Here is a 22,331-nt window from a genome sequence, read left to right on the forward strand (position 1 = left end):
GACGACGGAAACGCCTTTGCTCAGGGACGCCGCCCGCACATGAGACAGTTCGAGAGCCGCATCGATACCGGCAGCACCGAGTTCGAGAAGAACACGGCGGCCTATGCCGATCTGCTCGCTGTGCTGCGTGAGCGGCAGCAGTTCGCCATCTCGGGCGGGGCTGGCAGGGAGCGCTCCATCGAGCGCCATCACAGCCGGGGCAAGATCCTGCCGCGGGACCGGATCGACCTGGTGTGCGATGCCGGCACGCCGTTCCTGGAGCTCTCCACGCTGGCGGGCTGGGAGATGTACGACAACAGCGCCCCCGGCGCGGGCATCGTCACCGGTGTCGGCGTGGTCTGCGGCGTGCCGTGGATGTTCATCGCCAACGACGCCACGGTGAAGGGCGGCTCGCTGCTGCCGGTCAGCATCAAGAAGCACGTGCGTGCCCAGGACATCGCCGCCGAGAACGGCCTCGGCGTCATCTACCTGGTGGACTCCGGCGGCGCCTTCCTGCCCCTGCAGGACGACATCTTCCCCGACAAGGACCACTTCGGCGGCAGCTTCTACCGCCAGGCCCGGCTCTCAGCCATGGGCCTCCCCCAGATCTCGGTGGTGCTGGGCGGCTGCACGGCAGGCGGGGCATACGTTCCGGCCCTGAGCGACGAGGTGATCATGGTGTCGGGCATCGGCCGCATCTACCTCGGCGGCCCGCCCATCGTGAAGGCCGCGCTCGGCGAGATCATCGAGCCCGACGACCTCGGCGGCGCTGCGCTGCACACCCGCATCTCGGGCGTGTCTGACTACATGACACCCGACGAGCGATCGGCCTACGGCAAGCTGCGCGAGCTCTGCGCCGCCGTCAACCAGCGTCCGGTGGATCACCGCGAGGGCTGGCTGTCATGGACAGCGCCGGAAGCACCCCACTACGACCCAGCCGAGATCTACGGCGTGATCTCCGCTGACGACCGCATCGGCTTCGACGCACGAGAGGTCATCGCCCGTCTGGTCGACGGCTCCCGCTACTCGGAGTTCAAGCCGGAGTGGGGCGAGCACATCACCTGCGGCTTTGCTCGGGTCTGGGGCCATCAAGTCGGCATCATCGCCAACAACGGGATCATCTTCTCCCCCGATGCTCTCAAGGCCACTCACTTCATCGAGCTGTGCGAGCAGCGGCGGGTGCCGCTGCTGTTCCTGCAGAACACCACCGGGTACATGGTGGGCAGCGACTCCGAGGCAGCCGGCATCGCCAAGCACGGGGCGAAGATGGTGTCCGCCGTGGCCAACGCCACTGTGCCGCGTTACACGGTGCTCATCGGGGGCTCCTACGGTGCCGGCAACTACGGAATGTGCGGGCGTGGCTTCAACCCCAGGTTCCTGTTCGCCTGGCCCAACAGCCGCATCGCCACGATGTCCGCCGAGACCGCCCAGACCGTGCTGGTGGACATCCGGCTCGCCGGCATGCGGGGAACGGAGACCACCGACGAGGAGATCGCGGCCATGCGAGCCGAAGTGGCCGACCAGTACCAACGCCAGAGCGACCCCTACTACGCCACCGCCCGTCTGTGGGATGACGGTCTCATCGACCCCGCCGACACGCGGGACGCGCTCGGGCTCTGCCTGGCGCTCGCGGCCCGCCAGGATGCCCCCGCCCCGGGCAGCGGCATCGTCTACCGGATGTAGCCGGGAAGATCTATCGCCGTGAAGCTGCTGGTCGCGAACCGAGGCGAGATCGCAAGCCGGGTGTTCGCGACCGCGCGCCGGCTGGGCTGGCGAACCGTCGCCGTCTATGCCGAACCCGATCGCCGCTCGCCATTCGTGCGCGACGCCGACGAGGCGCACTGCATCGGGCCGGCCTCGCTCGAGCGCTCATACCTCGACGCCGGAGCAATCGTTGCGGCTGCACACGAGTCCGGAGCCGACGCGATTCACCCCGGGTATGGCTTCCTGTCCGAGAATGCAGACTTCGCCCGGGCAGTCATCGACGAGGGACTGACCTGGGTCGGGCCGCATCCCGACGCCATCGCCCAGATGGGCTCGAAGATCGAAGCCCGCGCTATCGCCGAATCAGCCGGTGTGCCGACGATTCCCGGGTTCAGCGACGCCGACATCAGCTCCGCAGGCGAGCGGATGCGCTTTCCGGTGCTGGTCAAGGCGTCCGCGGGCGGGGGCGGCAAGGGCATCCGCATCGTCCGCTCGGCTGACGGGTTCGACGCCGCGCTGACTGAGGCCCGCACCGAGGCATTGCGCTCATTCGGCGATGACCGGGTGCTGGTGGAGCGTTACATCGAGCGTCCCCGTCACATCGAAGTACAGGTCGTCGGCGACCGGCACGGCACGGTCATCCATCTCGGCACTCGCGACTGCTCCTCGCAGCGTCGCTACCAGAAGCTGCTGGAGGAGGCGCCGGCGCCCAATCTGGATGCCGCCACCCGCAGCCGATTGCATGACGCGGCGGTGGCGCTCGCCCATCGCATCGGTTACGACAACGCCGGCACCGTGGAGTTCATCGTCGATGCCAGCACAGGCGAGTTCTTCTTTCTGGAGATGAACACTCGCTTGCAGGTGGAGCACCCCGTCACCGAGGCCATCACCGGGCTCGACCTGGTGGAGCTGCAGCTGAGAGCGGCCACCGGCGAGCCGCTGGATCTCGACCAATCAGCCGTCACGTTCGGCGGGCACAGCATCGAAGCCCGCATCAATGCCGAGGATCCGTCGGACGGATTCACGCCCCGGGCGGGCCCGGTTGGCTACGTACGCGTTCCCGAAGGGGTTCGCTGGGATGCGTCAGTGGAAGCAGGCAGCGAGGTCTCCCCGTTCTACGACCCGCTGATCGCCAAGCTCATCGTCACCCGACCGGGTCGCGATGAGACACTCGACGCGCTGCGAGACGCTCTCGACGGGCTTGTGGTGGGGCCGGTTCCCACCAACGCCGGATTCCTGCGCTGGCTCGTCGACGCGCCCCAACTGCGCGACGGCGAGATGACCACGAACGTGATCGATGCGCTCGGCGCGCCCGAATTGCCGGCCCCGCCGCCGACGGCCGATGCCGCCGCGGTGGCCGCAGCCGCATGGCTGGTCCGCCTGCTGGACGAGCGTGCTGCAGCCCAGAGTGGGCCGTGGACCGTGCTGAGCGACTTCCGGCTCACCCCGCACACCTCGGACGCCGTCGCCGTGCTGCGCGATGAGATCGGCGAGCTCCACGAGGTGTCCGCCGGTGCGATGTCTGCGGCCGGGGCCGGGAGCGCCAGCAGCGCGACCTCGCAGGGCGCGGCCGTCAATCTCCGCGGCTACACGATCACGTTCGATGTGCCAGATCGCTCCGAAGCCTGGGCGCCTACCGCGACCGACGACACCGGCGACGTCGACTCGGTCGCTGCGCCGTTTCCTGCTGTCGTGGTCGAAGTGCCGGTGGTGACGGGTGATGTTGTTGCCGCCGGCGACGTCGTCGTGGTGGTGGAGGCGATGAAGATGCTGCACTCGCTTGCCGCGCACGGGGCGGGCACCGTCGCCGAAGTCCGCTGCACACCGGGCGATGCCGTCGAAGCCAACCAGGTGCTCGTCAGCTTCGAACAACACGAGCGCGACCTGCCGGCCGATCCGGATTGATCGCGGCCACGGCCCCGACGACCCCGACGGCTCTGGGGTCTAGACCAGTTCGAGCGGCAGGCTCGTCAGCACCTCGTTGCCGGTTTCGGTGATCAGCACCTGCTCTTCCAGCTTCACGCCTTCGCCGCCTGATCTCGGCCCGATGAACGCCTCCACGCACATCACCATGCCGGGCTCCAGAACCCCGTCGTAGCCGGTCGAGTCCCACTTGTGTCGGTGGTAGACGGCCGGGTATTCGTCGCACAGCCCAACGCCGTGGGAGATGACCGTGTAGCCGCGGTAATGCTCGGGATCGGGGTACCACGCCTTGTCGGTGATCTCCCGCAGCGTTGCTCCGGGGCAGTGCAGCTCGGTGTTGCGCTGGATCTGTTCGAGTGCGAGCGACCACGCGTCGCTCTGGGCACCGTTAGGGCTGCCGCCGCCGCACAGCCATGTCCGTGACAAGTCCACGCACATGCCGTACGCACCGATCAGGTCCGTGTCGAAACCCATCAGCTCGCCCGCCTGCACCCGGCGACTGCTGGCCTCGTGGTACCAGGGATTCGTGCGCGGTCCCGACGACAGCAGCCTGGTCTCGATCCACTCGCCGTAGCGCCGCAGGCTGCCGGCCCACAGCTCGGCCCACAGATCCAGCTCGCTCACTCCGGGCTCGAAGACGGCGGCCATCTCGCCGACCGCCGTTTCGCAGGCGTGCACAGCGCACCGCATGGCCCGGATGTCGTCGGGGCCCTTGATCGCACGGGCCTGCTCCATCAGCTCACCGGCGCTGACCAGCTCGACGCCGCGACGCTCCAGCGCCCGGATCCCGCGCAGTTCGAGCTGATCGACAGCGAGGCGTCGCGCTCCCGCGCCGTGCTCGTCCACCAACCCAGTGATCTCTGCCGCCCAGCGGTCTGCAGTCTCGCCCGAGCGCGGCCCGGCCTTGAAGTAGATGTACGACAGTCCCGGGCGGATCTCGTCGACCGTCTCGGAATGGGCGTCGAGGAATTCCCCGTCGGAGAACTCGAACACCACCACGGGCCCCTCGGCGGCCACGAACGCGTAGCGGACGGCGTTGTGCATGGTCCACAGCGACATGTTCGTGGTGTCGGTGGCATACCGGACATTGAGCGGGTCATACAGCAGCGCTGCGTCGCAGCCGGCGCCCCGCAACTGCTCGCGCACGCGCTCCAGCCGGTACCGGCGCATGGCGGAGCGGTTGGGCAGTTCGAGTCCGGCCGCCACCCACGTGGCCTCCAGATCGGCGCCGGGTCCGAGCGCGTGCATGTTGAGATCGGTGTGGTCCAGCAGCCACTGGGGCGGTTCGGCTCTTTCGGTGCCGATCTTGGGACGGTGGCGAGCTTCGAATCCCCGACGCGACATGCCTGCCGGTCCCTCCCCACGTCAGCCAGGCCGCCGCGACTCCGAGACAGCGGTGCGCGGCGAGCCTAGGGTCTGACCATGACCACGGAGAGCCACGACGGCGGATCGCTCACCGGTATCGCCATCCACCCCGTCAAGGGCTGCCGCCGCATCGAGCTGGACTCGGCGACGGTGACCGCAACGGGGCTCGAAGGCGACCGGCAATGGCAGGTGGTGACGGACCCCGACCAGAACGATGCGTCAGACGGCGCCCTCGGCGAGGCGGTCACCCAGCGCCGGAACGCGGCGCTCGCCACGGTCACACCGGAGCCGATCGAAGGCGGCCTGACCGTCAGCGCACCCGGCGTGGGCACGATCGAGGTGAAGCGGCCCGACGCCAACGACGTCACTGTCCTTGCGCTCATCGGCGACGAAGTGGCGTGCGCCGATGCGGGAGACGAAGCCGCCGAGTTCTTCAGCGAAGTGCTCGGTTTCCCGGCCAGGCTCGCAGCGTTGACTCCCGAGTCGTCACGGCCGATGCGGCTGTTCCGGGGACGCCCCACCGGATTCGCCGACGCCGCGCCCGTGCTGGTCGCCAGCACTGCTTCCCTCGACGATCTCGTTGCGCGGGCGTCCGAACCGTTCGGCATCGAGCGGTTCCGTGCCAACCTGATCGTCACCAACGACCAGCCGTGGGCCGAGGACACCTGGACGGAGTTCTCGATCGGCCCCGCCCAACTCGCCGCCCGGGTGGTATGGCCCCGCTGTGCCGTCCCCCAGATCGACCAGGACACCGGCGAGCGGCACCGTGAGCCCGCCCTGGTGCTGCGCGAGCACCGCTGGTGCTACAGCGCCGAAGGATTCTCGCCAGGCATGCGAGGGATGCTTGAGGGCAATGCCATGTTCGGCATCGCCTGCACCATCGATCCCGAAGGCGCTGTGGTCTCTGTAGGCGACCCGGTCATCGTGACGGCCACCGGACAGCCCCTGCTCGACCCACCGCGCTGAGCAGCGGCCTCAGTCCCTGGAGCGGAGCACGCCTCGCTCGGCCAGATCGGCGATTTCGTCCTCGGTCGCGCCGAGCTCTGCCATGACCTCGGCATTGTGCGCCCCCTGCGCTGCCGCCAGCGGCAATGGCGCCGTCGACAGGCCGTCGAATCGCCATGGCCCGCGCATCAGCCGCAGTTCGCGCCCATCGGCCTCGACGCTGTAGTACGGCTGGATCGCCTCGGCCCACTCGGTGTCGAGCGCTTCGCCCGACGTCCGGATGCGACCGACAGCCAGACCGCCGGCTCCTGAGACCTGGTGCTCTAGTTCGTCGATGCTCCCGAAGGTGCGAATCCACGCTGCGACCTCGGCCATCAACTCGTCGTAGTGCTCCCGGCGCAGCTCCGGCGTCTTGTAGCGCGGATCGGCCTTGAGGTCATTGCGGCCCATCATCGTGCAGTACCGGCCGAATGCCGGAGTCCACACGGGCGATGCGGCAATGGTGATCAGCGACCCGTCGGCCAACTCGAAAATCGGCGATTCGGGAGCGCTCAGCGCTGTCGGCTCCCCGAGCGGATCCAGCCCGTTGGCCTCCATGTGCAGCCGCTCGTTCACCGACAGCATCGTGGCCATCATCGAGACATCGGCGTGTGTTCCCCGGCCAGTCACGCTGCGCTGGTACAGGCCGGTGATGGCAGCGAGTGCGCCCTGGACGCCCGTGTACAGATCGGCCTGGCTGGTCGAATCCGTCGTGGGTCGGGTCAACAGGTCGCCGTAGTGGGCGAGATGCGTCGCCGTCGATCCGCTCTCGGCTTGCACTGTGGGCGCGAACGCGGGTCGGCCCGACCACGGGTTGTCCTGCCCGTAGCCCGACATCGACACGTACACGACCATCGGATTGACCGCGCTCACGGCCTCGTAGTCCAGGCCGAAGGTCGCCATCGTGCCCGGCCGGTAGTTCTCGACGATCACGTCTGCTCTGCTGCACAGCTCAAAGACTGCAGCGCGTCCCTCCGGGTAGTTCAGGTCGATGCTGAGATTCCGCTTGCCGCCGTTCAGCTGCAGGTAGTACCCCGATGTCGGTCCCGCGGAAGGCGATGCGGCCCGCGCGATATCGGCCGCCGGTGGCTCCACCTTGGTCACCGACGCACCCATCTCGACGAGGATCCGGGTTGCTGTCGGCCCGGCGAGCACTCGCGTGAAATCCACCACGGTGATGCCCTCCAGCGGTGCAGCGTGTGCGGGCGCCTCTGCAGGGTCGGCGTCACCTGCGCTGCCGGGCGGTTCGGAAGTCACGTCGGTCACGTCGCTGCCTCGATTCGCTCAGTTGCCTTCGAACACCGCTGTTCCGGGACCATCGGTGAACATCGCTTTGGTACCGCGTCGCACGTCGTTGGACGCCCACATGGTCGCCAGCTCACCGCTCAATGCTTCGTCGGCGGCTTTCGTGCCGTTGTTGACTGCGATGTTGACCACGCGCTTGATGACGCCCAGCGCAACCGTGGGCCCCGCCGCCAGCTGGCGCGCCAAGGACATCGATGCCTCTTCCAGTTCGTCGTCCGGCACGACCAGGTTCACCACGCCCAGCCGTTCGAGTTCCGCAGGCCGGTAGCGGCGCCCGAGCATGGTGATCTCACGTGCCCTGGCCGGGCCGGCTCGGGCCACTAGGCGTTGGATAGCACCCAGCAGCGGCACCAGGCCCAAGGTCACCTCCACGGCGCCCACCTGCGCCGATTCGGCGGCCACGATCATGTCGCACGCCAATGCCAGCTCAAAGCCGCCACCCAGCACTGCGCCATGAATCGCCGCCACGGTCGGCACCGGGATCGACTCGAGCCGGTCGAGCACTGCTGCAGGGTCGCTGGCGGCGCCGTCGTCGCCAGGGCCCAGCGCCTTGACGTCAGCCCCGGCACAGAAGTGACGCAGATCGCTGCGCACCAGGATCGCCCGCGCGCCGGCGGCCACGGCATCATCCTGCGCGGTGCAGTAGCGCTCGATGAACTCGTCGCCGATGAGATTGTGCGGCGGGTGCGAGAGCGTCACTACGCCGACCGCGCCGTCGTGCTCCAGCCTGATCATTGCGCCCGCTCCCCGCAGCTCAGTTTCCGACGCAGTCTTATTGACGCGGCCTCGCCGTCGCTCAGCTCAGCTCGCCGAGGACTTCCTCAGTGTGCTCGCCCAGCATCGGCGCGCGATCCCAGGCCCACCAGTCGCCGTCGGTGTTGAATGGCGAACCAGGCACGGTGTAGCTGCCCAGCAGCGGATGCTCCTCGCTCCGCCACCAGCCGACCGCCTCGAGATGGGGATCAGTACGCAGATCGCCGACCGTGTTCACCGGGGTGATCGGTATCCGCCGGCGCTGTCCCTCGACGAACAACTCCTGCTTGGTGAACTGTGTCGTCAGCTCTTCGACCCAGGCGTCCACGGCTTCGAGCGCCTCGCGCCGCACCACGATGTCCACGAAGATGTCGTCGAGGATGCCTTCATTGCCGGTTAGCTCGTGCACCCACTGGGCGACGGCGTTCCAGTGAGCGGGCTGGATGGCGATCATCGCCACGTAGCCGTCAGAGGCTGGATACATGCCCATCGGGCTGGTGATCGGCCGCCGGTTGCCGGCCCGAGGTCTCGGCACCTGATCGTCGAGGTACAGCGGGACGCCTGTCTCGGGAGACAGCCAGAGGCCGAAGTCCTGCAACGACAGATCGACAGTCTGGCCGACGCCACGACCGCCGTTCGCTGCGGCCTGATCGCGGGCTCGCAACGCGAGCATCGATCCGATCACGCCGTACAGCGACGCGCCGTGCATCAGCACGCCGATCTCGCCGCCGGGCGTCAATGGCGGACCGTGGGGAAAGCCGACCGTGGACGCCAGACCGCACGACGCCCAGCCGATCAGGTTCGACGAGCGCCAGGCACGCCGTGGACCGGTCATGCCGAACGGAGTGATCGACACCCAAGTGACGTGCGGGAATCGCTCGACGATGCCCGCCACGCCGAGGCCGCCCTCGCCGCGGTCGGCGAGCCACGCGTAGGTCTCCTGGGTGGCCGGGGGTGCGTCGTCGAGCACGACGTCGGCTGAGCCGATCAGCTTCACCAGCGCAGCGACATCGTCAGCGTCGGCGAGATCCAGCACCACGCTGAGCTTGGAAGCTGCGTAGTACGCCCACCACAGGCTGGCTTCGGGTCCGCTGTGCCCCGGGGCGAGCGGCGGCATCGTCCGCACGGGGTTGCCCTGGGGAGGCTCCACGCAGATCACGTCGGCTCCGAGCGCTGCCCATACCCGTGTGCCGTAGGCGCCCGAGAGGCCCGTCAGGTCGAGCACCCGGGTGCCCGTCCATGGGCCCCGACGCTCGGGGGCGGCCTGTTCGGCGCTCATTGCCCGCCCCCCGTGACGTTGCCTTCGGAGTCGTAGAACTCGGCGATGCCCACCGACTCGTACCAGCGGTCGAATGGCCGTTCGAGCACCAGCTCAGGCCGCGAATCGGTGAACACGTCGCCCGATTCGATCATCTGGGACACCTCGTCATCGGCGTAGCCCAGCTCGGCCATGACCTCGGTGGTGTCGCCGCCCATGTTCGGGCCCGACCGTGTCACGTACGGCGGGGTCTCGCTCATCTGCAGCGGGTCCCGTACGAACAGATCTCTGCCGAGGCGGGGGCACGGGACGATCGAGTATGGCCGGCGGTCGTGCACCTGCGGATCGACGAGGACTCCGCGGTGGTCCAGCACCTCGTACGCCGCCACGCCGAGCGCCTGCAGCTCGGCCGCCGCTTGCTGCGGGCTGCGCCGTGCCGTCCACGCTGACAGTTCCGCATCGATGGCGTCATGGTTGGCGAGTCGCTCAGCCAGGGACGCATGGGGATATGTCGAGAGCGCCGGCTGCCCGCTGCCGTCGTGGGCATCGATCTCCGACCACTCCGCCACCCCGGTGAGCGCTTGCCACGCTTCGTCGCTCTGCACCTCCACCGCGACCCACACGTCGCCGCCGGCGCACGGGTAGATGCCGGCCGGTGCCGACCACGGCACGCGGTTGCCGTTGCGGAACGGCTCCGGCACCCCCAGGTCCTGACCCACCAGGTACGGGCCCAGGAACGACACCGTCGTCTCGAGCTGGCTGATGTCTATGAAGCGTCCCTCGCCGGTCTGGTCACGCTCGTGCAGTGCGCTCAGAATCGCCAGCGTGGCATGCAGGCCGCCCATGTAGTCGGGCGGTGCGATGGACGGAATGCCTGCGGGCTCCTCGTGCGGAAACCCGGTGAGGGCATCCCAGCCGACGAGCGGGGCCTGATTGGGCCCGAAGGCTCGGAAGGGGTAATACGGCTTGTCGGGATCAACGCCGAAGCCCGTCATGCCGGCGTAGATGATGTCGGGGCGCAGCTCGGCAACAGATGCGTAGTCGAGACCCAGCTCGGCAATGCCCGGCGCAGCAAAGTTGGTGAGGAACACATCGCAGGTAGCCAGCAAGCGCTTGGCGGCCTCGAGCCCGCCCGACTGCTTCAGCTCGAAGCCCACCGAACGCTTGCCGCAGGACATCTCGGGCACGTAGGGGCTGGTGTCGCAGAACACGTCGGCCAGCTCGGGATCTCGTGCCCATGCCGAGCCGAAGGCCCGTGCCACATCGGGATAACTGCGGGCCTCCACCTTGAACACCTCGGCGCCATGGTGGGCCAGGATCTTCCCGCAGCATGGCGCTGCCACCGCGATGCTGATCTCGAAAACCCGGACGCCATCGAGCGGCCGGCGGTCAGTGCTGCCCGTCATGGTTGACACCTCACCTGCTGCGGTCTCATAGCCCGCTGACCTTACTCCCGGCCACTCTGGGAGCCGGCTCCTGCCGAGGCACCGCTCCCGGGGTCCCGGCTGCGCATCGGATCATGCTGCGTGCTACACCAGAGGCCCCGGCGGCTGGGCTCGCCAGCCGTCCAAGACTGGAGCACAACAGCCATGTCAGATTCCCCAACCGAGGTCGTCGGCAAGTTCATCGCCTGCATCGAAGCAAAGGACCTCGACGGCGCAGCCGCTCATGTCTCCGACGACGTCTACTACGACAATGTGCCAGTCGGCGACATGACTGGTCCCGATGCCATGAAGGAATTCCTGAGCGGCCTGACAAAGGGCGACGGGCCCGTGGAGTTCGAAGTCGTGCGACAGACGGCCACCGGCAACACGGTCATGAACGAGCGCGTCGACCGTTTCCACACCGGCTCAGGCCGCCTCATCGAGCTGCCGGTGATGGGCATCTTCGAGGTCAACGACGGGCTGATCACGTTCTGGCGGGACTACTTCGACAACGGCATGTTCATGCGCCAGATCAAGGGCTGAGCCCGCTGTGGCGTACCAGTACGAAGGCTTCGACCTCACCGGCAAAGTCGCAGTCATCACCGGGGGCAACGGCGGCATCGGGCTCGGCTACGCCCGCGGCGTCGCCGCTGCCGGCGCCGACGTCAGCATCTGGGGCACCAACGCCGAGAAGAACGCGGCAGCCGAGGCCGAGCTGCAGCAGATCAACCCGTCCGCGAGCGCGCTGCGCTGCGACGTCTCGGACCAGGAGCAGGTCGAGGAGTCCATGGCGGCGGTCGTGGAGCGCTACGGGCGCATCGACGCCTGCTTCCCCAACGCCGGCATCGGCACCCAGAACCAGCAGGGCTTCCACGAGCACTCCGACGAGGACTGGTTCAGCGTCATCGACGTGAACCTGCACGGCGTGTTCTTCACCCTGCGCGCCGCCACCCGCCAGATGATCGCCCAGGGCGAGGGCGGCAGCCTGGTGCTGACCTCCAGCGGCACCGCCATTCAGGGCGCCGCCCGCGGCCAGGCGTACGCAGCCACCAAGGGAGCGATGCTGGCGATGATGATGGGGCTGTCGGTCGAGATGGCCCGCTACAAGATCACTGCGAACGCCATCATCCCCGGCTGGATCGATACGGCGATGACCGAGCGCCTGTTCAACTGGGACAAGTTCGTCGACAACGTGATGCCGCGCATCCCGATGCGCCGCTGGGGAGTGCCTGACGACTTCGGCCCGATTGCGGTGTACCTGATGAGCGACGCCTCACGCTGGCACACCGGCGACGTCATCAAGATCGACGGCGGTTTCAGCATCTTCTAACGCCCGCCGGCTCCAGGCACCCCCGCCCGGCTCGGCCGCCGATTTACGAAGCTGTGTTAGGTTTTTTGCAGCGCTGGGCCAAGGGGGGAACATCGTGGAGGAATACGACATCCACATCAAGGACGGCACGATCGTCGACGGGGCGCGGGTGCCTCGCTACCAAGGCGATATGTGGATCGCCGACGGTCGCATCGCCAAGATCGGCGGTCGGGCCGACAGGCCGTCCCGGGAGGTCATCGACGCCGCCGGCTGCATCGTGGCGCCCGGGGCCATCGACCTGCACACCCACTACGACGCCCAGATCCGCTGGGACCCGTACTGCTCGATCTCGAGCTGGCACGGCGTGACCTCGGTGGTGCTGGGCAACTGCGGATTCGGCTTCGCCCCGTGCAAGCCCGACTTCCGGGAGCGCTCGATGCTGACCATGGTGCGCACCGAGGCCATCCCGCTGGCGGCCATGCAGGAAGGCATGCTGCCGAAGTGGGACTGGGAGACCATCCCGGAGTACCTGGACTCGCTCGACGCTGCGCCCAAAGGCGTCAACGTGCTCCAGTACATGCCGACAGCGTCGCTGATGATCTACGTGATGGGCCTCGAAGCCGCCAAGAGCCGGCCGGCCACAAACGCCGAGCGCAAGGAGATGCAGCGACTGCTGCACGAGGGCATGGACGCGGGCCTGTGCGGTTTCTCCATCCAGCGGCTGGGGCCCAACTCGACCCAGGCCGACTTCGACGGCAGCCCGATGGTCACCGACACCATGTGCGACGACGACATCTTCAACTTGGCCGAGGTGCTGCGGGACCGGGACGAGGGCTTCATCCAGCTCACCCAGGCCACCAGCGCCAACGTCAATGATCCTGACGATCTGGCGTTCAAGCGGCAGCTCGCAGAAGTGAGCGGCAGGCCGATCATCGACAACGTCGTGCCGGTCAGCCAGCGCAACCCGCGGGTGCACCAGGAACGGCTGGAGTGGCTCCAAGACGCCCAGGACGAGGGCCTGCGCATCTTCGGGCAGGGTGCGTCGATCCGCACCGGCTTCGCGTTCTCGCTCGACGAGTGGAACCTGTACGACTCCAGCCCGGCGTGGCGGGAGGCCACCACTGGCACGCTCGACGAGAAGATCCGCAAGATGTCCGACCCCGCAGTGCGGGAGCGGCTGCGCCACGAGACCGAGGAGGCTTCGACCCTGTTCGCCAACACGCAGGGCGCCGTGGGCGGGCCGCCTCGCAAGCTGGTGGTGCAGGGCGTGGCCCGGCGGGAGGACCTGCAGAAGTATGTGGGCAAGTCGCTGGGCGAGATCGCCGAGCAGGAAGGCAAGCACTACATCGACGTGATGCTGGACCTCTCGCTCGAGACCGACCTGCGCACGGAGTTCTTGGGCGAGGGTCCCGAGTTCAACGTGGACCACATGTCGGCGGTGTACACCGACTCGCCCTACACCATCCCGGGAGTGTCCGACGGCGGCGCTCACACCAAGTTCTTCACCGGCGGCGCCTGGACCACCGACTTTCTGGCATGGATGGTGCGCGACGAGCAGAAGCTCACGGTGGAGGAAGCCCACTACCGGATGTCAGCGTTGGCGGCTCACGCTGCGGGCTTCAAGGACCGGGGCGTGCTGCGGGAAGGTGCTCCGGCAGATGTGCTCGTATACGACATGGGCGAACTGGCCATCGACCCCGAGTGGATCGGCGAAGCCACCTACGACCTGCCTGGCGGCGAGTGGCGTCGGGTGCAGCGTGCGCATGGCTACCGCCACATCCTGGTGAACGGCGTGGAGACCTTCCAGGACGGAGAGTGCACCGGGGCCACCCCCGGCATGCTCCTGCGTCACGGCCGCGGCTAGCGGCCGATCAGATACGGCGCGGCTAGCGGCCGGACAGACGCAGCGCGGCTAGTCCGCGGCGATCACTTCGGCGAGAGCCGCTACGCCCTCGCGTAGGTCATCGTCGGACAGGCTGCCGAAGCACAGCCGCATTCGACACGCACCCCACGCCGGATCGACCGACCAAGCCGCACCCTCGTTGAACTGGATGCCCTGCTCCGCAGCGGGCGCCAGGTAGCGCGCCGTGTCGGTGCCGGGCGGGAACGTCAGCCACACGAAGATGCCGCCCTTGGGGTCGGTCACCTGCACCGGCCCGCCGAGCTTGATGGCCGCTGGTGAGAGGGCACCAAGGTGCGTGCTCACTGCGCGACGGATCACTCGGCACTTCGCTTGCAAAGTGTTCCGCAGCTGGCTCACATGGTCGTCGAAGTGGGCGCTCGCATACTCGGCTAGCACGAGTTGCTCCAGCGCGCCGGTACCAGCATCGTCCTTCAGGGCAGCGAGCTGCCGGATGACGGGCAGATCGGCCACTAGGTAGCCGACCCGCAGGGCAGGCGCGATCGACTTGGAAAACGAGCCGCAATAGATCACGGCGCTCTGTCCCTCCGCTTCGGCACAGTCCAGCGCTCGCAGCGTGGGCGGGCGCTCGCCGCTCCACTGCAGGTCCGAGTAGCACTCGTCCTCGAAGATCGGCACGCCGAATTGGCGGGCGATGGCCAGGATCTGCCGCCGGCGCTCGACCGGCATCACTGATCCGGTGGGGTTCTGCACCGTCGGGATGGTGTAGATGAACCGCGGCAGCGTGCCGGCCGCAGCCAGCTCGTCGAGCAGGGACTCGAGACGCTCGGGAATGATGCCGTCGTCGTCGAGCTCGGCTCCGACGCAGCTCGCGCCGCGGCGCTTCACCTTCGAGATCATCCCCCCGTACGTCGCCTCTTCGGCAACCACGATGTCACCCGGACGCAGGAAGGCTGCGTTGACCAGGTCGAGTGCCTGCAGCGAGCCGGAGACCACCAGCACCTGGTCGGGATCGGTGGGCATGTGGGCGTTGGTCGCGAGCGACTGGGCGACAAAGCTCCGCAAGCCCTCGTACCCCTGCGGGTTGCCGCCGAGGTTGTAGGTAGCCAGATTCGATCCGTGCTTGGCCAGCACCGCCATGGCGGCTTCGGTCAGTCCGCCGACCGGCACACTGGGCGAGTCGTTGTTGCCGCCCACAAAGCTGTACTTCGGGATCGGCGACCACCCGCCCGCCGGTGCGGGCAGCCCTTCGGCCAACTTGCCTGCCATGTCGAACGCGGGCATGGGACTCAGGCGTCCGAGACCACGATCCGCTGCTCGAACAGCCACCCGTCGTCGGCTCGGCGGACGATGTCGTCGTAGTGGCCGACCAGCAGGATCCGCCCGCCGTCAGCCGACGGCTTCACCATCTGCAGGTGGCTGAACACCGTGGCTCGTTCATCATCGCCTTCCACGGCATCGACGACGACGTTGGTCACCCAGTGCTGTGCGGAGGCGAAGTCGGCGTACTGCTCCTCGGTGGCATAGGCGGCAGCGAACGCACGCAGTTCGTCACGGCCGTTGAAGGTGCCCACGATCCCGATGAACTGCCCGTCCGGTGTGAACGTGTTGGCGTAGCCATCAGCATCGCCGGTGTCGATCGCCTTGTTGTAGCGAGAGATCAGATCCCTGATCTCCACCCGGTCATCGTTCGTCACGGTCACAGCATTCCCCAAGGTTCACCCTGCATCTCGATGTGAACCTACTTCGGCATCGAACAGCCGGCATCGGCGTTCAGCGGCGTTAGCTATGCCTACCAAGAGGCAGCAGGCATTGTCATCAGCTGGCATTCACCTATCTGGATACCTCGGGACGCAGTTGCATATACTCGTGTCGGTGCGCATGGTCCGGGCATTTCGGTCACAGCGACGCGGGCGAGGTACCGGACCCGCCGAGTCGGACGCACGGCTCGGCAACAGCCGAGATCGCCACTGGCCCGGGGCTCGATCCATCGTCCTCGAACACGTCACGCACTCCTACGGACCCCTCCAGGACGTACACGCACCTGGCGACGATGACGCCCCGGACGGGCCGGCTGCGAGCGCGTACTCGGTGCGCGATCTGTCGCTGCGGGTGGAGCCCGGCGAGTCGGTTGCGCTGCTCGGCCCGAGCGGCTGCGGCAAGACGACGCTGCTTCGCCTGATCGCGGGGCTGGAACGTCCCCTCGCGGGCACCGTTCAGCTCGGCGACAGGTTCGTGGCAGGCCCGCCAGGACGCGGCGGCACCTGGGTGGCGCCGGAGTCGCGCCGGGTGGGGATGGTGTTCCAGGACTGGGCGCTGTTCGGGCACCTCACCGTTGGCCGCAACGTCGGTTACGGGCTCGAACGCGCCAAGCGAACACCGCGCCGGATCGGCGAAGCACTTGAACTCGTGGGCCTGGCCGGGTTCGAAGACCGCCTGCCGTCGACACTGTCAGGAGGGCAGCAGCAGCGGGTGGCCCTGGCCCGAGCGTTGGCCCCACGACCAGGGGTATTGCTGCTCGACGAGCCGTTCTCCAACCTTGATGCCTCACTGCGCGAAGAAGTCCGCAGCGAGGTCCGGCGATTGCTGATCGAGCTGGGCATCACGGCGGTGTTCGTCACCCACGACCAGGACGAGGCCTTCGTGGTGGGCGACAGAGTCGGCGTGCTGCGCGACGGCCGCCTCATGCAAGTCGACACACCCGACGAGCTGTACCGCCGGCCGGTCGATCCGTTCGTAGCCGACTTCGTGGGCACCGCATCGTGGCTGCGCTGCGAGGCCACCGGCGGCGTCGTGCACACAGCGCTCGGCCGCCTCTCGGTGGGCGGCACGGCATCTAGCGGCGGCAACGGTGCGCTAGATGCAGGTGCCCCGTCCGGCACCGTGGATGTGATGCTCCGCCCCGAGCAGCTTCGGTTGGCCGCAGGGACTGGCGCTGAGGTCGAGTTGGTGGAGTTCTACGGCCACGACTCGATGGTGGTGGCAAACCTTGACGGCACTCGGCTACGCGTGCGCTGCGGTCCCGATCCCGCCGTTCGTCGAGGCGACCCTGTCGCCGTCGAGTTCATCGGCACCGACGTCATGGCGTTTGCTTCGATGGGCCCGTCTGCGCATAGCGTCTACACCGAGGCCCTGGAACAAGCCGAGTTGCGCTCCCCCACGTCGGCCGAAGGGTCAGCGACGCCTGCCGAATTGGAGCTCTTCGCCGACTGAGCCTCCGGTCACGGACACAAGTGCCTGCGCCACAGCTTCAGCGCTCCCCCCGCGGAGGGCCGGGTGACTAACCGGCAGCCCGCAGCGGCGCGATGACCTGCTCGGCGAACCGGTGGGCCGGTTCGGCGCTGTCGGGGTTGCCGAAATCGAGCACAAAGTGACGAATGCCGACCTCGGCCAGTGAGGCCAGGAATTCGGCGTACTCGGCGGCTTCGCTGTCGTTTGTCGGCAGCGCTCGCTCGACGGTGGTCGACATCTCGACGTCTTTGGGGTCACGGCCCAACCGCTCGAGCTCGTCGAGCACAATGCCGCATTTGCGCTTCAGCGATTCGAGATCGCGCCGCCACGGCGTGTTCCAGATGTCGGCATGGCGGGCAGCGACCTTCAGGCCGATCTGCTCGCCTGAGGCGCCTATGCAGATGGGCGGCGGCACCTCAGGCAGGGGCGGCGCTGCTGCACCGTCGATGCGGTAGTGCTCGCCCTCGAAGCTGGGGTCGTCCTGCGTCCACATCAGGCGGCAGATCGTGACCACCTCTTCCAATTGGGTGAATCGCACCTTGGGCGGCGGGAACTCGTAGCCGTATGCCTTGTACTCGTCGCCCCGCCATCCGGCCCCGATGCCCAGGATGAACCGGTTGCCCGACAGGTACTGCAGCGTCGCCGCCATCTTCGCGGTGAGTGCCGGCGGCCTGTAGCCGTGTCCGAGCACGTGGTGGCACAGCTGCACGCCAGGCAGGCGGGCTGCACACCACGTGATGGTGGTCCACGCCTCGAGAAACGGATCGGTCTTGGCGTCGAACCCGTAGAAGTGGTCGGCGATCCACAGGGAGTCGAAGTGGCCGATCACCTCGGGCAGCAGCCATTCCACCTGGTCGGCCACGATCGGGCGGTGGTCGCTCCAGCGGTTGCCGATGCACGGCGACAGCCACCCGAATCTCAGCTCATTCCCTGAAGTCACGGCGTCACGCTAACCGGCTGTTCCTGAGCGCTCGGGAAGATCGCCAGAGACCTCGGTCAGGGACGGACGGCGCGCTTGTTGGGCCGGCGGGCGAGTTCCTCGAGCACCGGCTGGGCCAGCTTCACGAACGTGCACGCCAACCTGCGGGTCTCGCGGGGATCGATGAGGTCGACGACGTCGCCGTGCATGGCTGCCTTGAACGGCGAGCGAAGACGCAGCAGCCGCTCCTCGATCATCTCTCGATGCGCCTCGGGATCGGGTGCTGCATCGATCTCACGCCGGTAGGCCGCCGCGACGCCGCCCTCGATGGGAATGCCGCCCCACTCTCCCGCGGGCCAGCCGAACCGCAGGTTGAGGTTGTGCGGCAGGCCGATGCTGTTGGGCGCATCAGCGGCTACGCCGTAGGACTTCCGCACGTTGAACTCCACCTTCGGAACGCTGGCCTCGGCCGAAGCGATCAGCGCCCGAACGCCACGCCGCATGGTGGCCTTCCGCTCGGCGGCCGAGCCCAGCATGAACCCGGGCATGTCCAGGAAGATCAGCATCGGCAGGTTGAACGCGTCGCACAGGTCCACGAAGTGCGCGTACTTGTCGGCACCGTCGCCGTCCATGGCACCCGCCAGACGCATCGGGTCGCTGCCGACAACGCCGACGCTGTAGCCGTCGAGCCGGGCGAAACCGGTGATGATCGCCCCGGCGTAGTGCTGGCGCATCTCGAAGAACTCGCCGTTGTCGACGACGTGGCGGATGAGCGCCCGTGCGTCGTAGCCGGCTCGCCGGTTCGTGGGAATGATGTTGAGCAGCTCTTCGGGGCGCCGGTCGGGCGGGTCGCCCGTGTCGATACGGGGTGCCACCTGCGAGGTGGTGTTGGGCAGGTACGACAGGAACACGCCGCACCCGTTCAGCGTGCTCGCCGCCGTTTCCTGCCGTGCCAAAAGCGCAGGTCAGAGCCGTTCTGTGTTTCTCAGCGTTTCACGGCAGAGTCGGTGTGTAGTACGGTTCCCTTGGGAACTCCCCACGACGAAGGGAACTGCCGATGACAGATCGCAGCGTTCACAAGCTCACCGCCCAGCAGGTGAAGGGAGCGCCACCGGGCAAGCACTACGACGGCGCCGGTCTCATCCTGATCGTGAAGCCGTCCGGTGCCAGGTCGTGGGCGGTGCGGCTCATGCTCGACGGCCGGCAGAAAGACTACGGGCTCGGCGGGTACCCGACCGTCAGTCTCGGTGAGGCACGCCGGAAAGCCGCCGAGATGCGCGACCGGGTGCGGGCAGGCACCGACCCGCTCGCGGTGCGCCGCTCGGCGGTGCCGACGTTCAGCGATGCCGTAGAGCTGCTGTACCGGCAGAAGCTCCCCAACTTCCGCAACCCGCAGCGGGCGCACGAATGGCGGGTGCGACTCACCCTGCACGCCGAGCCCCACATCGGCAGCAAGCCCGTCGACATGATCGGCCGCGCCGACGTGCTCGAGGTGCTGGACCGGATCTGGACCGACAAGCCGCCGACGGCGGTGAAGGTCCGCGGCGCAATGGCTCAGGTGTTCCGCTTCGCAATGGGGCGCGGGTGGATCGACCGCAACCCTGCAGGGGAGATGATCGACGGCGCCTATGAGCGGCAGCCCGCGGGCGGCAACATGGCTTCAATGCCCTTCGGTGAGGTGCCCGCTCTCATGGAGCTGCTGACCGACCACGACGGCAGCGACGTGGCCCGGATGCTGCTCGCGTTCACGATCCTGACGGCGGCACGACCGGGCGAGGCCCGCGGTGCGCGGTGGCCAGAGATCGACCTGAACGCCGAGACATGGACGGTGCCCGCCGAGCGCATGAAAGCCCACAAGGAACACACCGTGCCGCTGAGCCGTCCGGCGCTCGCGGTGCTGGAGCTGGCCGACCGGCTGCGGCTTCCGGGCTCAGAGGTCGTCTTTCCGTCGTCTCACGACAACACCCGCCCGCTTGGGCATTCCACCGCCACGCATCGGCTCAGGCAGCTCGGCATCGCCACCGCGACGGTGCACGGCTTCCGGTCGTCTTTCCGAACGTGGGCGCTCGAGAACGGCGCACCGTGGGCAGCCGCCGAGATGTCGCTAGCGCACCGCGTCGGCAACGACGTCGAAGCCCGCTACATCAGAAGCGACCTGATCGACCAACGGCGCAAGCTGCTCGCAGACTGGGGCGACTTCTGCACGATGCCCGCCGCCGTCGAGATCCCCGACACCGCCGAGCTGCTCACCCGCTCCTAGTGCTGTCATGGTGGAATGCCATCATTACGGTGCCCCATGGCGTAGAGTCTTGGCTATGCGCCACGAACCCGAAGGGAACCCACCGGCCTAGTCAGCCCGTGAGATAGTTGGCCTAGAGCCGTGCCCGCTACCTCCGGGCACGGTCTCGCATCTCGAGCGCCCCGGCCAATCGGTCGGGGCGCTCGCACGTCCAAGCATCCACCACCCGCGCCGAAACCTGTGGTGACGTAGAGACCGCTCGGCTGACTACCGGGCACACACATAGACACACCATCTGGGAGGTAGCCATGATGGACGCCGAGCAATCGGCACCGGCAACGGAACTGCCCGTACTCGTGCTCACATCGGCCGAGCTGCAGAAGATCCTCAAGATCTCGCGCACGACCCTGTACCGGCACGTCACCACCGCTCCGGGCTTCCCCAAGCCCATCAAGATTGGCAACGTCAAGCGGTGGCGCTTCGCAGACGTTCAGGCGTACCTCGCAGGAATGCCCGATGCCGGCGCAGCCTGACCCCGAGAACCTGCCGCCCGAACTCTGCGCATGGGCACCGGTCGAAGCCGGTCTCATCGCCCGTGTCATCGTCGGTGTCGGCCGCGGCGAGCTGGGCATCATCACCTCACCGCCGCCGCTGGCGTTCGCTGCAGGTCCCTATGACGGCTCGCTCGCCGTCGTGGTCGCCGTCGGCCTGGGCGCCGATCAGCAGTCGGTCGCTGACTACCTGCGCCAGGTCGCGGACCGCTTCGAGGCCGGCGCCGCTATCGACGGCATGGACGGCGAGAACACCGACGGCGAGCCGACATGAGCGCCGACGCGAAACGGTCGCCCCGAAGGGCGACCGCTCCGACAGATGAAGCCCACCACCCGACCATGCGACAGGTGCGAATGAGGATCAATCGATGCCGAGCATAGTCGCCGCGCCGACCGACGAAGCCGATCAGCTCAGCCTCTTGACCGACGAAGATCTCGAGCGCATCGAAGCCAGCAGCGACGAGACGGGCGACAAGCGCCCGCGGTGGTACTCGGTGCTCGCAACCTGCGGATGGTTCCGCACGATGTACCACCGACACGGCGGCATCGTGGCGTTCGTCGGGTGGAACCTCGCCCGCATGGGCGGGTACCGCTGGCACGACCTCAGCACCGCGCAGATTGCGCGAGAGCTGGGCATCACCGAGCGCAGCGTGAAACGGCTCATGAAGAAGGCCACCGAGACCGGTGAGCTGCGCCGAGCGCGGGAGCGTGGGCACGGTCACCGCAAGGTCACCCGGCCCGGTGTCATCGTCGAGCTTCACCCGTCGTTGCTCGACGCCAAGGGTGACCGATCCGGTCACCCAAGGGTGACCGATCCGGGTCGCAAAGGTGACCGATCCGGTCACCCCTCTGTAGAAGTACTGGATAGAGATTCTGAAACGCGCCCGCGACGGCGACGGTCGGCACCGAAGCCGCCGCCGTGCGGCGCGTCTTGGGGCGAGCATCACGCGCGTCTCGGTGCGTGCACCTGCGAGGTGCCGTCATGATCCGCGAGACTGAGCCCATGCCCCAACAAGAGACCTGCGGATCGTGCAAGCACTTCGACGGTGGCCAGACTGCCGACATCGATGATCGCGGGTGGTGCCGCCGCAACGCTCCCGCACCGGTGCACGAGGAATTGCAAGACTTCCACGTCGCATGGCCGATCACGAACCGCGACCGGGACTGGTGCGGCGAGCACACCCCTAGGCCGGCGACCGGCAGCCGCTACCGGCCTGGTGGCGCATGAGCGACGAGTACGCCGGTATCGAGATGCCTGAGCACCTCGAGCGGGCTTACATCGGGTACATGGCCGACGTGGGCTGCTGGGCAGCGGACGGCGGCAGCGGCCCGAAGCCCGAACTGCCCGACGATGTGCGGGCGTGGCTCGAGGAATGGGGCTACTCGGCCGACGGGTAGGGCAAATTTCGACCGGATCGCCGCTCACCGTCACGAATGCCGTGAGAGAGCCCCTTCGGTGGTGTCATCGGTGCGGCCAGCACCTAGAAGCGCTTAGACGGCGATTCTGAGCGTCTGAGAGCATTCGC

General features: G+C 67.7%; 22 protein-coding genes. 13 read left to right on the plus strand and 9 right to left on the minus strand.

What is annotated here, in order from left to right:
• Positions 1-39: 39 nt before the first annotated feature.
• Both ACOGXE_RS00475 and ACOGXE_RS00480 read left to right on the plus strand, forming a co-directional pair.
• Positions 40-1,662 carry a carboxyl transferase domain-containing protein gene (locus ACOGXE_RS00475; RefSeq protein ID WP_419932004.1) on the plus strand — a complete coding sequence of 541 codons (1,623 nt, stop codon included), beginning with the start codon at positions 40-42 and terminating at the stop codon, positions 1,660-1,662.
• Positions 1,663-1,680: 18 nt separating this feature from the next.
• Positions 1,681-3,588, plus strand: a complete 1,908-nt coding sequence (locus tag ACOGXE_RS00480) for an acetyl/propionyl/methylcrotonyl-CoA carboxylase subunit alpha (RefSeq protein ID WP_419932005.1) — start codon at positions 1,681-1,683, stop codon at positions 3,586-3,588.
• 39 nt (positions 3,589-3,627) lie between these two features.
• Here the strand turns inward: ACOGXE_RS00480 and ACOGXE_RS00485 are convergent, their stop codons facing one another.
• Entirely contained in the window at positions 3,628-4,950 is a 1,323-nt protein-coding gene (locus ACOGXE_RS00485; RefSeq protein ID WP_419932006.1) for a M24 family metallopeptidase, read from the minus strand.
• A 78-nt stretch (positions 4,951-5,028) separates the two neighbouring features.
• On the opposite strand from ACOGXE_RS00485, the gene ACOGXE_RS00490 reads away from it, so the two are divergent.
• Positions 5,029-5,937 (plus strand): MOSC domain-containing protein, encoded by a 909-nt coding sequence (locus tag ACOGXE_RS00490; protein ID WP_419932007.1) that lies wholly within the window; start codon positions 5,029-5,031, stop codon positions 5,935-5,937.
• A 9-nt stretch (positions 5,938-5,946) separates the two neighbouring features.
• Here the strand turns inward: ACOGXE_RS00490 and ACOGXE_RS00495 are convergent, their stop codons facing one another.
• From ACOGXE_RS00495 to ACOGXE_RS00510, 4 genes are all read right to left on the minus strand, one after another.
• Positions 5,947-7,221 carry a CaiB/BaiF CoA transferase family protein gene (locus tag ACOGXE_RS00495; protein ID WP_419932008.1) on the minus strand — a complete coding sequence of 425 codons (1,275 nt, stop codon included), beginning with the start codon at positions 7,219-7,221 and terminating at the stop codon, positions 5,947-5,949.
• Between the two features lie 18 nt (positions 7,222-7,239).
• On the minus strand, positions 7,240-7,995 hold the full coding sequence (locus ACOGXE_RS00500; protein ID WP_419932009.1) for an enoyl-CoA hydratase/isomerase family protein: 756 nt from the start codon (positions 7,993-7,995) through the stop codon (positions 7,240-7,242).
• Positions 7,996-8,056: 61 nt separating this feature from the next.
• Entirely contained in the window at positions 8,057-9,292 is a 1,236-nt protein-coding gene (locus ACOGXE_RS00505; RefSeq protein ID WP_419932010.1) for a CaiB/BaiF CoA transferase family protein, read from the minus strand.
• Entirely contained in the window at positions 9,289-10,677 is a 1,389-nt protein-coding gene (locus tag ACOGXE_RS00510; RefSeq protein ID WP_419932011.1) for a CaiB/BaiF CoA transferase family protein, read from the minus strand. The genes ACOGXE_RS00505 and ACOGXE_RS00510 overlap by 4 nt, the downstream gene beginning before the upstream one ends.
• Positions 10,678-10,860: 183 nt before the next feature.
• Between ACOGXE_RS00510 and ACOGXE_RS00515 the strand changes: the two genes are divergently transcribed.
• The 3 genes from ACOGXE_RS00515 (at position 10,861) to ACOGXE_RS00525 (ending at position 13,868) form a co-directional block, all read left to right on the plus strand.
• Positions 10,861-11,238, plus strand: a complete 378-nt coding sequence (locus tag ACOGXE_RS00515) for a limonene-1,2-epoxide hydrolase family protein (RefSeq protein WP_419932012.1) — start codon at positions 10,861-10,863, stop codon at positions 11,236-11,238.
• Between the two features lie 7 nt (positions 11,239-11,245).
• The gene (locus ACOGXE_RS00520) at positions 11,246-12,025 is read left to right on the plus strand and encodes an SDR family NAD(P)-dependent oxidoreductase (RefSeq protein ID WP_419864844.1); all 780 of its coding nucleotides are present in this window, start codon (positions 11,246-11,248) and stop codon (positions 12,023-12,025) included.
• Between the two features lie 94 nt (positions 12,026-12,119).
• Complete coding sequence (locus tag ACOGXE_RS00525; RefSeq protein ID WP_419932013.1) at positions 12,120-13,868, plus strand: N-acyl-D-amino-acid deacylase family protein; 1,749 nt, start codon at positions 12,120-12,122, stop codon at positions 13,866-13,868.
• Between the two features lie 48 nt (positions 13,869-13,916).
• Here the strand turns inward: ACOGXE_RS00525 and ACOGXE_RS00530 are convergent, their stop codons facing one another.
• Positions 13,917-15,149 carry a PLP-dependent aminotransferase family protein gene (locus ACOGXE_RS00530; protein ID WP_419932014.1) on the minus strand — a complete coding sequence of 411 codons (1,233 nt, stop codon included), beginning with the start codon at positions 15,147-15,149 and terminating at the stop codon, positions 13,917-13,919.
• 5 nt (positions 15,150-15,154) lie between these two features.
• A complete protein-coding gene (locus tag ACOGXE_RS00535) occupies positions 15,155-15,562 on the minus strand; it encodes a nuclear transport factor 2 family protein (RefSeq protein ID WP_419932015.1) in 408 nt (135 codons plus the stop codon).
• A 184-nt stretch (positions 15,563-15,746) separates the two neighbouring features.
• Between ACOGXE_RS00535 and ACOGXE_RS00540 the strand changes: the two genes are divergently transcribed.
• On the plus strand, positions 15,747-17,078 hold the full coding sequence (locus ACOGXE_RS00540) for an ABC transporter ATP-binding protein (RefSeq protein ID WP_419933454.1): 1,332 nt from the start codon (positions 15,747-15,749) through the stop codon (positions 17,076-17,078).
• Between the two features lie 67 nt (positions 17,079-17,145).
• On the opposite strand, the gene ACOGXE_RS00545 is transcribed toward ACOGXE_RS00540, so the two are convergent.
• The gene (locus ACOGXE_RS00545) at positions 17,146-18,036 is read right to left on the minus strand and encodes an LLM class flavin-dependent oxidoreductase (protein WP_419932016.1); all 891 of its coding nucleotides are present in this window, start codon (positions 18,034-18,036) and stop codon (positions 17,146-17,148) included.
• Positions 18,037-18,092: 56 nt separating this feature from the next.
• On the minus strand, positions 18,093-18,971 hold the full coding sequence (locus tag ACOGXE_RS00550; protein WP_419932017.1) for a carboxyl transferase domain-containing protein: 879 nt from the start codon (positions 18,969-18,971) through the stop codon (positions 18,093-18,095).
• 101 nt (positions 18,972-19,072) lie between these two features.
• Between ACOGXE_RS00550 and ACOGXE_RS00555 the strand changes: the two genes are divergently transcribed.
• The 6 genes from ACOGXE_RS00555 to ACOGXE_RS00580 all read left to right on the plus strand — a co-directional run bounded on the left by ACOGXE_RS00555 (position 19,073) and on the right by ACOGXE_RS00580 (position 22,203).
• Positions 19,073-20,275 (plus strand): tyrosine-type recombinase/integrase, encoded by a 1,203-nt coding sequence (locus tag ACOGXE_RS00555; protein ID WP_419932018.1) that lies wholly within the window; start codon positions 19,073-19,075, stop codon positions 20,273-20,275.
• Between the two features lie 287 nt (positions 20,276-20,562).
• Positions 20,563-20,787, plus strand: a complete 225-nt coding sequence (locus ACOGXE_RS00560) for a helix-turn-helix transcriptional regulator (RefSeq protein WP_419932019.1) — start codon at positions 20,563-20,565, stop codon at positions 20,785-20,787.
• Positions 20,771-21,079: a hypothetical protein gene (locus tag ACOGXE_RS00565; RefSeq protein WP_419932020.1), complete on the plus strand. Its 309-nt coding sequence runs from the start codon at positions 20,771-20,773 to the stop codon at positions 21,077-21,079. The genes ACOGXE_RS00560 and ACOGXE_RS00565 overlap by 17 nt, the downstream gene beginning before the upstream one ends.
• Positions 21,080-21,173: 94 nt before the next feature.
• Positions 21,174-21,791 carry a sigma factor-like helix-turn-helix DNA-binding protein gene (locus ACOGXE_RS00570; RefSeq protein WP_419932021.1) on the plus strand — a complete coding sequence of 206 codons (618 nt, stop codon included), beginning with the start codon at positions 21,174-21,176 and terminating at the stop codon, positions 21,789-21,791.
• Complete coding sequence (locus ACOGXE_RS00575; RefSeq protein WP_419932022.1) at positions 21,788-22,033, plus strand: hypothetical protein; 246 nt, start codon at positions 21,788-21,790, stop codon at positions 22,031-22,033. The genes ACOGXE_RS00570 and ACOGXE_RS00575 overlap by 4 nt, the downstream gene beginning before the upstream one ends.
• Positions 22,030-22,203: a hypothetical protein gene (locus tag ACOGXE_RS00580; RefSeq protein WP_419932023.1), complete on the plus strand. Its 174-nt coding sequence runs from the start codon at positions 22,030-22,032 to the stop codon at positions 22,201-22,203. The genes ACOGXE_RS00575 and ACOGXE_RS00580 overlap by 4 nt, the downstream gene beginning before the upstream one ends.
• Positions 22,204-22,331 lie beyond the last annotated feature (128 nt).

Source organism: Candidatus Poriferisodalis sp. (genome assembly GCF_965208555.1).
GTDB lineage: Bacteria > Actinomycetota > Acidimicrobiia > Acidimicrobiales > Poriferisodalaceae > Poriferisodalis.

Excerpts from the sequence above, each read along its gene's own strand:
- ACOGXE_RS00475 (WP_419932004.1), top strand. The coding sequence starts at position 40 with ATGAGACAGTTCGAGAGCCGCATCGATACCGGCAGCACCGAGTTCGAG.
- ACOGXE_RS00485 (WP_419932006.1), bottom strand. The coding sequence starts at position 4,950 with ATGTCGCGTCGGGGATTCGAAGCTCGCCACCGTCCCAAGATCGGCACC.
- ACOGXE_RS00490 (WP_419932007.1), top strand. The coding sequence starts at position 5,029 with ATGACCACGGAGAGCCACGACGGCGGATCGCTCACCGGTATCGCCATC.
- ACOGXE_RS00500 (WP_419932009.1), bottom strand. The coding sequence starts at position 7,995 with ATGATCAGGCTGGAGCACGACGGCGCGGTCGGCGTAGTGACGCTCTCG.
- ACOGXE_RS00505 (WP_419932010.1), bottom strand. The coding sequence starts at position 9,292 with ATGAGCGCCGAACAGGCCGCCCCCGAGCGTCGGGGCCCATGGACGGGC.
- ACOGXE_RS00510 (WP_419932011.1), bottom strand. The coding sequence starts at position 10,677 with ATGACGGGCAGCACTGACCGCCGGCCGCTCGATGGCGTCCGGGTTTTC.
- ACOGXE_RS00515 (WP_419932012.1), top strand. The coding sequence starts at position 10,861 with ATGTCAGATTCCCCAACCGAGGTCGTCGGCAAGTTCATCGCCTGCATC.
- ACOGXE_RS00530 (WP_419932014.1), bottom strand. The coding sequence starts at position 15,149 with ATGCCCGCGTTCGACATGGCAGGCAAGTTGGCCGAAGGGCTGCCCGCA.
- ACOGXE_RS00540 (WP_419933454.1), top strand. The coding sequence starts at position 15,747 with ATGGTCCGGGCATTTCGGTCACAGCGACGCGGGCGAGGTACCGGACCC.
- ACOGXE_RS00555 (WP_419932018.1), top strand. The coding sequence starts at position 19,073 with ATGACAGATCGCAGCGTTCACAAGCTCACCGCCCAGCAGGTGAAGGGA.
- ACOGXE_RS00560 (WP_419932019.1), top strand. The coding sequence starts at position 20,563 with ATGATGGACGCCGAGCAATCGGCACCGGCAACGGAACTGCCCGTACTC.
- ACOGXE_RS00565 (WP_419932020.1), top strand. The coding sequence starts at position 20,771 with ATGCCGGCGCAGCCTGACCCCGAGAACCTGCCGCCCGAACTCTGCGCA.
- ACOGXE_RS00570 (WP_419932021.1), top strand. The coding sequence starts at position 21,174 with ATGCCGAGCATAGTCGCCGCGCCGACCGACGAAGCCGATCAGCTCAGC.
- ACOGXE_RS00575 (WP_419932022.1), top strand. The coding sequence starts at position 21,788 with ATGATCCGCGAGACTGAGCCCATGCCCCAACAAGAGACCTGCGGATCG.
- ACOGXE_RS00580 (WP_419932023.1), top strand. The coding sequence starts at position 22,030 with ATGAGCGACGAGTACGCCGGTATCGAGATGCCTGAGCACCTCGAGCGG.